We start from the raw sequence: 11712 nt of genomic DNA, 5'->3' as shown, positions 1-11712 counted from the left end.
CTTGTTTTGTTAGATATTAAAAAGTGAGGTGGTACCTGCGTTGTCACAACTAGAGACTCCATTGTTCGACGTATTATTAAAACATCGGAACAGACACCCAATTCAATTCCATATTCCAGGCCATAAGAAAGGTCAAGGCATGGATCCTGCGTTTCGAGAATTCGTCGGCGACAACGTTTTATCAATTGATTTAATTAATATTGCTCCACTAGACGATTTACATTCACCGAAGGGCGCCATTAAAGAAGCGCAAGCACTTGCTGCACAAGCCTTTGGTGCTGATCATACATTCTTTTCCGTTCAAGGTACTAGTGGCGCCATTATGGCGATGATTCTGACCGTCGTCGGTCCAGGTGATAAAATTCTAGTACCACGGAATGTTCATAAATCCATTATGTCGGCGATTGTTTTCGCTGGCGCAATCCCGATTTTTATTCATCCTGAAGTAGATAGTGAATACGGTATTTCTCATGGAATATCGCCTGAAGCTGTTGAAAAAGCTTTAAATGCTTATCCAGATACAAAAGCAGTACTTGTAATTAATCCAACGTACTTCGGCTTCTCTGCAGACTTAAAGCGTATTGTAGAAATAGTCCATACACGTAATATTCCGGTAGTTGTCGATGAAGCACATGGTGTACACATTAAATTTCATGATGACCTCCCTTACTCCGCAATGGAAGCTGGGGCTGATATGGCTGCAACAAGCGTACACAAACTTGGTGGCTCTATGACTCAAACGTCTATTTTAAATGTTCGTGAAGGTCTTGTTTCTGCAAAACGTGTACAAGCTGTGCTGTCGATGCTAACAACGACATCGACATCTTATCCATTACTTGCTTCTCTTGACACAGCACGACGTCAGCTGGCAATCCATGGTTATGATTTAATTGGTGATGCACTTCGCTTGGCAAAGGATGCGCGTAAACGCATTAACCAAATTCCACATATAAAATGTGCTGGTAAAGAAAAATTAAATTCATCAGCAACTTATGATATGGATCCTTTAAAGCTACTAATAAGCGTTAAAGATTTAGGCCTCTCTGGTCATCAAGCTGAAGAATGGCTTCGTCACAATGCAAATATTGAAGTAGAATTATCGGACCTATACAATATTTTATGTTTAGTGACATTAGGTGATACGAAAAAGGAAATTAATCTCCTCTTCAATGCTCTTAGTCGTATGTCAAAAGCATTCGATTCAGAAGCTACTATTACTGAAGCGATGGTTAATATACCGGATATTCCTGCACTTGCCATGTCACCACGCGATGCATTTTATGCAGATACTGAAGTTGTTCCTCTTGCAGAAGCAGATAATTGTATTTGTGCAGAATTCGTTATGGTGTATCCCCCAGGTATTCCGATTTTTATTCCCGGGGAAATAATTACACAAGAGAATATTCGTTATATACAAATGAATATTGAAGCTGGTTTACCTGTACAAGGACCTGAAGATACAACATTAAAAACGATTCGCGTCATAAAAGAACGCAAACCTATTATTTAATACCAAAGCTACCTCTATCTGAGGTAGCTTTTTGTCTCGGATTAAAAATGATAATAGAACCAAGAAGAGAGCATAGCGAATATAGGGAAAATAAGCCACCAATACTTCCACAAAAAATCACCAACAGTTTTATGATCCGATTTATTAGAATCAGAAGCTACGAGTGTTTGATACTTTTCTTCACCTGTAATAAGCTGGTCTAAAGAAATTTCATATAAATCACTTAACCTTCTCAAATTATCAATATCTGGATAACCCTTTCCTAACTCCCATTTTGAAACAGATTGCCTTGAAATATTTAAAAAGCCTGCGACATCATCTTGTGTATACTTATGTTGTTCTCTCAATTCTTTTAAACGGTTTTCTAAATTCATTGAATTTCACCTCCAATTTATTGGATTTGAACAAATATTACTGGATTATTACACTTTATTCTAGAAGTTGTTATTTGCTAATTCGCAACGCATAGTTGCTTTCATGATCAAAGCAAAAAATTCGATTGTAACCCTTATTTCGCTTAAAATATTTAGTAAAGGAGTGATAAGATTGAACACGTGGGATCAACGATTCAACACAATCGAATACGTTTATGGTGAGCAACCAAATGCTTTTATAGAAGACTATGTACACTACTTAGAAGATTATACAAATGTGGCTGCATACGCAGAAGGTGAAGGTCGCAATGCAGTATTTTTAGCTTTCCAAGGCCATACAGTAACTGCCTTTGATTATGCTGAAAGCGGTCTTGAAAAAACAAATCAGCTTGCAGAAAATCATAATGTTGCTGTTCATACGAAGCTTACTGACCTACTTGAAGATGAACTACCAATAGAAACGTTTGATGCTGCTATTATGGTGTTTGGACATTTTCCAGCTGAGCAGCAGCAAGGAGTGTTTAATCGGATTGTCGATTCTGTAAAGCCTGGCGGTCGTATTATGATGGAACTTTATTCAATTTATCAACTACCATACGCCTCAGGTGGCCCAAGACAGCTTGATTTTTTATATGATCCATTAGAAGTTCTAAAATGGTGTCAACCTTACAGAATAATCCATTTTTTCACAGGTGAACAAGTGCGCAATGAAGGTAAACTCCACACAGGCCTTGCTCATACCATTCAGATTATTATCGAAAAAAGTTAAAAAACTATATACAGGTTTCTGTATATAGTTTTTTCACAAAAATAAATAAACAAATAGTGGACATAGAAATGCGCCAATAATTGCGGTTAAGGCCATCGATAACGAGCCTACTGATAATTCTTGTTCTCCGTATTCTCTTAATTTAACAAGTCCAACACCGTGTGAAGCGCTACCTACCGCAACTCCTCTACTAACAGCGGAGTCAATTTTGCCGTATTTAATGACTAACGGTCCTATTATAGCGCCTACAAAGCCTGCCAGCATGACAAGCACAGCTGTTAATGGTGGTATGCCGCCAATCGTTTCACTTACCTGCATTCCTACAGGTGTCGTTAATGATTTTGGCAAGGCAGTCAACAACCAGCTTTTATTGACACCAATCCATTTTAGCATAACAAATATTGTCACTAAACCCGTCACCATGGCGATAAGAATACCTGATAAAATTGCATATTTATATTTCATAATAATCTTACGCTGGTTATATAAAGGATAAGCAAGTGCTACAACTGCTGGACCTAGCATTTTTTGTAGCCATTCTCCACCCTCCATATAAGTAGAGTATGGAATATTAAAAACTACTAACATAATTGCACTGACGATAGTTGTCGTCACTAGTGGAATCATTAAAGGATGAGGGAAACATTGATAAAGTTTTGTAAATAAAACGAATAACACAACGGTACCAACGACAACAATAATTTCAATCAACTGTTAATTCCCCCTCTCCTTCTTCTACAATGGCTTCTGTTTCTTTTTTAGCCAGCTCTTTTTTCTCAACAATTTGACTAAGTAATCCCGTCACATAAATAGAAATTAGCGTGCTTGCTATAACGGCCAGCATAATCAATAGACCGGTTGTTGAAACAAGTTCAGGGTAGTCAATCACTCCTACTGTTGCAGGAATGAAAAACAACGTTAATACACCAATTAAAAAGCCTGCTCCATCTTGAATGTATTCTACTTTAATTATTTTAAAATGGAGCGAAAGTGCCATTAATAGTAATCCAATTACACTTCCGGGAAGAGGTACATGTAGTAAAGCAACAATACCGACGCCCATGTAATAAAAGATATTGAGTATCCCAATCTGAACAATAATTCGAACAACTCTCTTTAACATCGTAACAAAATTCCCGTTCAACATTTCGCCACATTTCACCCCCATTACGTCCATTCTACAACTGCAGGAATTTTCTGTCTATTATAATTTTAGAAAAACAATAGAAAAAAGGATAGCTCCAAAACACTTTGAGCCATCCTTTTTCTATATAAGTTAAAGAGGTTGTCTTAAACTGTTCTACATTCATTCGTTAGACATTAGTAAATGGGGGTCATCACCATAACATGTGGTTGATTTCCGCTCCAGCTGGGCGCTTTGTTGCTGTCGCTTCGCTTTCGCTACAGAAAACATTTGTTGTTGCTGTCGCTACGCTTTCGCACAGTTAAAACATTTGTAGCTGTCGCTTCGCTTTCGCGCAGAGCAGAGCTTCCTGGGGGCGTCCGATGAGGCACTTCACTCGCATAGCTCGCTCCAGGGTCTCGGGCCAACAGATGTTTTTTGCGGAAAGCGTAGTGCTAACGTAGCGGCATCGGCACCGATGTTAGTCACGAAGGCGTTATCACAGGACGTGTTGCCTTTAGCCTTTGTTCCTCTATATCGCTAATCCCCAAGGAGTCGCCCATCCCCCACTCCAATCAACTTATTTACAAAGTAAGCGTTTTAACAAATGTCATCCACAACTTTGGTGAAAGGCCTTAAATGTTCCTTTTCTCGAAAAAATGTATAGTTTAGGCTTTTCTATAATGCATGCCCGGAACCGCCATCAATGTTTACAGAAGTTCCCGTCACATAACTAGCGGCATCAGAAACTAAAAAAGTAATGACATTTGCCGCTTCTTGAGTTTCCCCTACACGACCAAGTGGAATTGCTTGACCTACTTTACGAGAATACTCATCCCACGATAGCTCTGGTTCTGCCTCTTTCCACGTCTTCTCTATTTGATCACTACGAATAAGCCCAATACAAACAGAGTTCACACGTATATTATCTTTCCCTAAGTCTTTGCTCATAGCTTTCGTTAATGCCAGACCTGCCGCACGACTTACAGTACTAGGAAGTGAGCTTGCCGGTGGTGTTTTAGCCATTACCGCAGTCACATTAACTATTGCACCGCCACCAACCTTACGCAAATGAGGTACAGCATATTTTGAACAATTGACAGCACCAAACACTTTTAAATCTACATCAGCCTGCCATAGCTCACTACTAACCGATTCAAATGGATTAGCTGAAGCTGTGCCTGCGTTATTTATAAGAATATCAAGGCGACCAAAATGCTCTACTGCTCGTTCTATTAAGTACTTACAATCTTTTTCTTTTGTAATATCAGTTGGAACAATTAAAACGTCCTCGCCTGTTTCATTTTTAATACAGCCAGCAGCCACTTGAAGCTGTTTTTCACCACGAGCACAAAGTACAACCTTCGCGCCTTCTTTCACAAGCTGCATCGCTGTATAATAGCCAATTCCCTTACTTGAACCTGTAATAACTGCTACTTTCCCCTTTAAGCCTAGTTCCATTTTTTATCACCCCAGTTTTTTTGATCAACTTCCCTTGTTTCAAAGACATCATTATCATTTCCGGACATCTAGCAGTCAATTACTAGATTTATTTGACACGAAGTCTATCCGGTATGTAATACGTTCCCAATCGAACTATATTGTTAGAATATTCATTCGATATAATTACTTTATCAAAATTACATGTAATATACAAAAAACGGCTACAAAGCAAATGCTTTATAGCCGTTTTCATAAACTTTATTATTTTTTTGCTACAATATGGATAGGGTTGCCAAGTAATACTTCAGCAGCTTCCATTGTAATTTCACCTAATGTTGGGTGAGCATGGATTGTTAACGCGATATCTTCAGCAGTCATACCGCCTTCAATAGCTAAGCCCATTTCAGCGATCATATCTGATGCACCAGCACCTACGATTTGAGCACCGATTAATAAGCCATCTTCTTTACGTGCAACAAGCTTCACGAAACCTTCTGTTTGGTTTAATGCAAGTGCACGGCCATTTGCTGCGAATGGGAATTTCGCCGCAGTGTACTCGATGCCTTCAGCTTTCGCTTCATCTTCGTTATAACCAACTGTTGCCATTTCTGGATCTGTGAAGCATACAGCAGGAATTGCTAAGTAATCAACGATTGATTTTTCACCAGCGATTGCTTCAGCAGCAACTTTACCTTCGTAAGATGCTTTATGAGCAAGCTGAGGACCAGCTACAATATCACCAATTGCATAGATATTTGGAATATTTGTACGGCACTGTTTGTCAACATTGATAAGACCACGTTCACCGAATTCAACACCGATTTCAGCAAGGCCCATTTCATCTGTATTTGGACGACGACCTACAGTTACTAATACGTAGTCAGCTTCAACTTTTTTCTCTTCTCCGCCAACTTCATATGTTACAACTACGCCGTTTTCTGTTTCTTCAACGCCTTTTGCAGATGCGTTTACTTCCATTTCAACGCCTTTCTTTTTAAGGCCTTTTTTCACGATTTGTGTCATTTGTTTTTCGAAGCCAGCTAAGATATCTTTTCCGCCTTCGATAATTGTTACTTGTGAGCCAAGGTTAGCGTAAGCTGAACCTAACTCTGTACCAATATAGCCTCCACCGATAACGACTAATTTACCTGGTACTTCTTGTAAAGAAAGTGCGCCAGTAGAATTTAGTACGCGATCAGAGAATTTAAATGTTGGAATTTCAACTGGGCGAGAACCCGTTGCGATAATTACATTGTTAAATGTGTAAGTTTGAGCAGATTCACCATTGATGATACGCACTGAATGAGCGTCAACGAAATAAGCTTCACCTTGTACAATTTCAACTTTATTACCTTTAAGTAAGCCTTCAACACCGCCAGTTAATTTTTTAACAACGCTGTCTTTAAATGCTTGTGCTTTTGAGAAGTCTAATTTCACATCAGAAGCGATGATACCCATGTCATCTGAATGTTTAGCATGCTCAAAACGGTGACCTACTGAAATTAATGCTTTTGATGGGATACAACCTACGTTTAAGCACACACCACCAAGTACATTTTTTTCAACGATTGTTACTTTTTGGCCAGTTTGAGCTGCACGAATTGCTGCTACATATCCTCCAGGACCTGAACCAATGACAAGAGTATCTGTTTCGATTGGAAAATCTCCTACTACCATTTTTGTTACGCCTCCATTAATAATAATTCTGGTTCACTTAACAAACGCTTTAAGTGATTTAAAGCATTTTGCGCAGTGGCTCCATCAATCATACGATGATCAAAGCTCAATGATAATGCTAACACAGGTGCGGCTACAATTTCACCATTTTTTATTACAGGTTTTTCTGAAATTCGACCAATACCTAGTATCGCTACTTCAGGATGATTAATTACCGGAGTAAACCATTGTCCTCCTGCAGAGCCGATATTCGTAATCGACATCGAAGCGCCCTTCATTTCATGTGGTGCAAGCTTGCTTTCACGAGCTTTAGTCGCTAATTCATTAATTTCATTTGATACTGCAAAAACAGATTTACGATCAGCATGCTTAATAACTGGTACTAACAAGCCTTTTTCTGTATCTGCTGCAATACCAATATTGTAATAATGCTTCTGAATAATTTCTTGTGTTGCATCATCTAATGAGCGGTTAAATTCTGGGAATTCGCGTAAAGTTGAAATTAGCGCTTTAACTACATACGGTAAGTACGTTAATTTAACACCTTTTTCTGCTGCGATATCTTTGAATTTTTTACGATGTGCTACTAGAGCTGTTACATCGACTTCATCCATTAGTGTAACATGTGGAGCCGTTTGTTTCGAGTGAACCATCGCTTTTGCAATCGCTTTTCGAATGCCCGACATTTTCTCACGTGTTTCTGGGAAATCACCTTCAAGGACTACTGGCGCTACTTGTGTAGTTGTTTCTTGCTGCATAGCTTCTTCATTAGCTACTGGTGCTGCTGCTTCAGCCTCTACAACGCCTCCACCTTTTAGGAAATTCTCAATATCTTGTTTTAAAATACGACCATTTTTGCCTGTACCATTCACTTCACGAATATTCACATCATTGTCACGTGCAAATTTACGTACTGAAGGCATTGCAATGATACGCTTATTATCTTCAGCTACCGCAATAGCTTCTGTCTTTTCAGGAGTTTTCTCAGGAGCCTGCTCAACTTCAACAGGTGCCTTTGCTACTTCCTTACCATACTCAGCTGTCGCTTGAACTTGAGCCTCTGTTTTCGCTTCAGCATGGTCATCACCTTTTAACTTTAAATCTTCATAGCCAGGTGCATCAAGGCGGATTAAGACATCACCAACAACTGCTACTGTGCCTTCACCTACTAAAACTTCCTCTACTGTCCCTTCAACTGGAGACGGAATCTCTACTACTGCTTTATCATTTTGTACTTCACAAAGAATATCGTCTTCTTTTACTGTATCTCCAGCTTTAACGAACCACTTAACGATTTCGCCTTCGTGAATACCCTCGCCAATATCCGGTAATCTAAATTCAAATGCCATGTGTACCCATCCTTTCTATTTGCTGTCCTTCAAGTTTAGAAGTTACAATCAATTATTCCTCGGCATAATTGCGTCCAGAATCGGCTTTGTGCTTAGGCCTGCTCGATGCAGGTCAGTTAGCCGTTATCGCATGGATGCGATGATTTTAGGCTAACATCCTCTAGAACTCCTTTCCGATTCTGTGACATCCGCCGGAGGCTTTAGGCCAACACGAAGTTGGTCACTCAGTCGTTGCCACAGGACGTGGCGTTCTTAGACTGAGTTCCTCTATTTCAGCGGATGTTTGGACACCCACTGAAAAGTGACTTTAAAACGCAATCATCTCACCACCTATAAAAGTGAGAGACTTCTGCTGAAAGAAGTTAGAATGTTAAAACTTTTTTAGCTGTTTCCATTACATCTTTATAGTTCGGTAACCAAACACCTTCAGCTTGTGGGAATGGGTACACAGTATCTGGTGCAGCTACACGAAGTACAGGTGCTTCTAAACTTAAAATCGCGCGCTCTGTAATTTCAGCCACTACGTTTGCAGCAATACCTGCTTGTTTTTGAGCCTCTTGTACAACGATTGCACGACCTGTTTTTTCAACGGACGCAATAATTGTCTCAATATCAATTGGTTGGATTGTACGTAAATCAATTACTTCTACAGAGTGACCTTCTTTTTCTAACTCCTCTGCTGCCTTTAAGCTTTCGTGAACCATTAAACCGTAGGCAATAATTGTTAAATCTTTACCTTCACGTTTTACATCCGCTTTACCTAGGGGAATTTCGTAGGCTTCCTCAGGTACCTCTTCACGGAATGAACGATATAATTTTAAATGCTCTAAGAAAATGACTGGGTTATCATTTCGAATAGATGAAATAAGTAAACCTTTAGCATCGTATGGTGTTGATGGGACAACAACCGTTAAACCTGGCTGTGCTGTCATTAAGCTTTCTAAGCTATCAGAGTGCATTTCAGGTGTATGCACGCCCCCACCAAACGGAGAACGGATTGTTACTGGTGCATTATAGACACCACCGCTACGATAGCTCATACGTGCTAATTGACCACTGATCGAGTCCATTACTTCATATACGAAGCCGAAGAACTGGATTTCAGGAACCGGACGGAAACCTTGTAGAGAAAGACCGACTGCTAAGCCACCAATACCTGATTCTGCTAACGGTGTATCAAATACACGGTCAACACCAAATTCTTTTTGTAGGCCTTCAGTTGCGCGGAATACCCCACCGTTGACACCTACATCTTCCCCGAATACAAGAACGTTTTCATCATTCTTTAATTCTGTGCGAAGTGCATCTGTAATTGCTTGAATCATCGTCATTTGTGCCATAGGTTATTTCGACTCCTTCTCTTTGTAGATTTCATACTGTTCTTTTAAATTAGATGGCATTTCGCCTTTATACATGTTTTCCATTAACTCTGTTACTTTTTGTTTTGGAGCAGCATCGGCTTTTTTGATCGCTTCTTTAATTTCTTCTTTTGCGCGCTCAATAACAGCCTCTTCTTTCTGCTCATCCCACAGACCTTTTGCTTCTAGGTATTTACGGAAGCGTACAAGAGGGTCTTTTTGTGCCCATTCATTATCTGTATCTGATGTACGGTAACGCGTTGGGTCATCCCCTGCCATTGTATGAGGACCATAGCGATAGCACATTGTTTCAATTAAAGTTGGACCTTCACCATTTACTGCACGCTCACGTGCATCACGTGTTGCTACGTAAACTGCTAGCGCATCCATTCCATCTACTAAAATACTTGGTAAGCCTGCTGCTACACCTTTTTGAGCAATTGTTTTTGCAGCTGTTTGTAATTCGCGAGGTGTTGAAATGGCGAATTGGTTATTTTGTACAATGAAGATTGCTGGTGATTTAAATGCACCTGCAAAGTTAATGCCTTCATAGAAATCCCCTTGTGATGAACCACCATCACCTGTATAAGTTACTGCCACTGCCTTTTTACCACGTTTTTGAATACCAAGAGCTACACCTGCTGCTTGAATATATTGTGCACCGATAATAATTTGAGGTGCTAATACGTTTACGCCCTCAGGAACTTGGTTCCCCGCAAAATGACCACGTGAGAATAAAAACGCTTTATCTAAAGGTAAACCATGCCATACAATTTGTGGTACATCACGGTAACCCGGTAAAATCCAATCTTCTTTTTCTAACGCAAAGTGTGACGCAAGTTGTGAAGCCTCTTGCCCAGCAGTTGGTGCATAGAAGCCTAAGCGACCTTGACGGTTAAGAGAGATAGATCGTTGGTCTAAAATACGTGTATAAACCATACGCGTCATTAACTCAACTAGTTCCTCATCAGATAGCTTCGGGTCTGCCTCTTCATTTATAATTTCGCCTTCTTCATTCAAAATTTGAAACATTTCAAACTTATCTTCGATTTCAGTTAGCGTTTGTTTAGCATCAAAAATATTATTGTTTTTCTTGCTCATTTGTCCCATCTCCCTTTCAGCTGTATTAAAATAAATCACCGTTTCAACTAGTACAACTTATTCTTTGCACTCAGTATACTGAATAAAATACTGTCGGTCAATCATATATTACGCGTACAAACAAAGATTTTTTCTAACATAACAATTAAATAACTCTGTTCCATACTGTACCACCAATTAATTTTTTCTGTATTATAACAACATATTAAAGATACTCAATTATTACGTTCTCCTACATGATTACCAATAGTAGAATGCCCAGTTTCAGACAATCTAATAGCTATTGAAAAATTTTTTAAGTATATTCAAATAAGGTTTTTTTCATGTGATTGTTTTAAGACGTGATGTATACTTATAAGTAAGACACTACAAAGTCGAAAGGAAGATTCATATATGATTTTAATGGATGATATTATTCGCGAAGGTCATCCGACTTTACGCACAAAAGCCGAGGAGGTAAAATTCCCTTTAACTGATGAAGTGAAACAACTCGCAGAAGACATGCTTCAATATTTAATAAACAGCCAAGATCCCGAACTGGCAGATAAATATAATCTACGTAGCGGCATTGGATTAGCTGCCAATCAGGTAAATAGCCTCCATCGAATGTTTGCCCTTCATTTAACAGACGAGAATGGCGAACAATTAAGCTTTGTAGCAGTCAACCCAAAAATCGTTAGTCACTCAGTAGAAAACACGTACCTTGCAACAGGCGAGGGCTGCCTTTCTGTAGATCGCAATGTTCCAGGCTATGTACCACGTCATGCTCGTGTTACAGTTAAATTTAAAACCATTGACGGTGAAGAGAAAAAAATGCGCCTTAAAGGAATGCCTGCTATAGCCTTCCAACACGAATTAGACCACCTTAATGGCGTTATGTTTTACGACCGCATCAATGAAAAAAATCCATTTGCGGAAGTTCCAGATTCTACACCATATGAGCGCGATTAGGCACAAAAAAAGAAAGCAAACCCCTGCAGTTTTTTAACTGGGGGGTTACTTTTTTTC

Annotated in this window: 11 protein-coding genes; 3 read left to right on the top strand and 8 right to left on the bottom strand. The window is 39.4% G+C overall.

The annotated features are described in order from the left end of the window. Positions 1-40: 40 nt before the first annotated feature. Positions 41-1510, top strand: coding sequence for an aminotransferase class I/II-fold pyridoxal phosphate-dependent enzyme (locus AC3WSO_RS05325; RefSeq protein WP_492529330.1), 1470 nt, complete (start codon positions 41-43; stop codon positions 1508-1510). Between the two features lie 41 nt (positions 1511-1551). On the opposite strand, the gene AC3WSO_RS05320 is transcribed toward AC3WSO_RS05325, so the two are convergent. Then, on the bottom strand, positions 1552-1884 hold the full coding sequence (locus AC3WSO_RS05320; RefSeq protein ID WP_492529328.1) for a helix-turn-helix transcriptional regulator: 333 nt from the start codon (positions 1882-1884) through the stop codon (positions 1552-1554). A 172-nt stretch (positions 1885-2056) separates the two neighbouring features. On the opposite strand from AC3WSO_RS05320, the gene AC3WSO_RS05315 reads away from it, so the two are divergent. Beyond that, positions 2057-2653: a class I SAM-dependent methyltransferase gene (locus AC3WSO_RS05315; protein ID WP_492529326.1), complete on the top strand. Its 597-nt coding sequence runs from the start codon at positions 2057-2059 to the stop codon at positions 2651-2653. 33 nt (positions 2654-2686) lie between these two features. On the opposite strand, the gene AC3WSO_RS05310 is transcribed toward AC3WSO_RS05315, so the two are convergent. The 7 genes from AC3WSO_RS05310 to pdhA form a co-directional block, all read right to left on the bottom strand. Next, complete coding sequence (locus AC3WSO_RS05310) at positions 2687-3364, bottom strand: LrgB family protein (protein WP_492529324.1); 678 nt, start codon at positions 3362-3364, stop codon at positions 2687-2689. Beyond that, complete coding sequence (locus AC3WSO_RS05305) at positions 3357-3800, bottom strand: CidA/LrgA family protein (RefSeq protein WP_492529322.1); 444 nt, start codon at positions 3798-3800, stop codon at positions 3357-3359. The genes AC3WSO_RS05310 and AC3WSO_RS05305 overlap by 8 nt, the downstream gene beginning before the upstream one ends. 654 nt (positions 3801-4454) lie before the next feature. Further along, the gene (locus AC3WSO_RS05300) at positions 4455-5237 is read right to left on the bottom strand and encodes an SDR family NAD(P)-dependent oxidoreductase (protein ID WP_492529320.1); all 783 of its coding nucleotides are present in this window, start codon (positions 5235-5237) and stop codon (positions 4455-4457) included. 243 nt (positions 5238-5480) lie between these two features. Next, the gene (gene lpdA, locus AC3WSO_RS05295) at positions 5481-6896 is read right to left on the bottom strand and encodes a dihydrolipoyl dehydrogenase (protein ID WP_053483451.1); all 1416 of its coding nucleotides are present in this window, start codon (positions 6894-6896) and stop codon (positions 5481-5483) included. A gap of 5 nt (positions 6897-6901) precedes the next feature. Next, positions 6902-8245, bottom strand: a complete 1344-nt coding sequence (locus AC3WSO_RS05290; RefSeq protein ID WP_492529318.1) for a dihydrolipoamide acetyltransferase family protein — start codon at positions 8243-8245, stop codon at positions 6902-6904. A 362-nt stretch (positions 8246-8607) separates the two neighbouring features. Next, complete coding sequence (locus AC3WSO_RS05285) at positions 8608-9585, bottom strand: alpha-ketoacid dehydrogenase subunit beta (protein WP_079559704.1); 978 nt, start codon at positions 9583-9585, stop codon at positions 8608-8610. A 3-nt stretch (positions 9586-9588) separates the two neighbouring features. Continuing rightward, on the bottom strand, positions 9589-10704 hold the full coding sequence (gene pdhA, locus AC3WSO_RS05280; RefSeq protein ID WP_079559703.1) for a pyruvate dehydrogenase (acetyl-transferring) E1 component subunit alpha: 1116 nt from the start codon (positions 10702-10704) through the stop codon (positions 9589-9591). Between the two features lie 393 nt (positions 10705-11097). On the opposite strand from pdhA, the gene def reads away from it, so the two are divergent. After that, entirely contained in the window at positions 11098-11655 is a 558-nt protein-coding gene (gene def, locus AC3WSO_RS05275) for a peptide deformylase (protein ID WP_492529316.1), read from the top strand. Positions 11656-11712: the final 57 nt, after the last annotated feature.

It is taken from the genome of Lysinibacillus sp. EB106-09-02-XG168 (assembly GCF_058791475.1).
The sequence above is the reverse complement of the archived record's forward strand: the minus strand, read 5'-3'. Positions and strand labels throughout refer to the sequence as shown.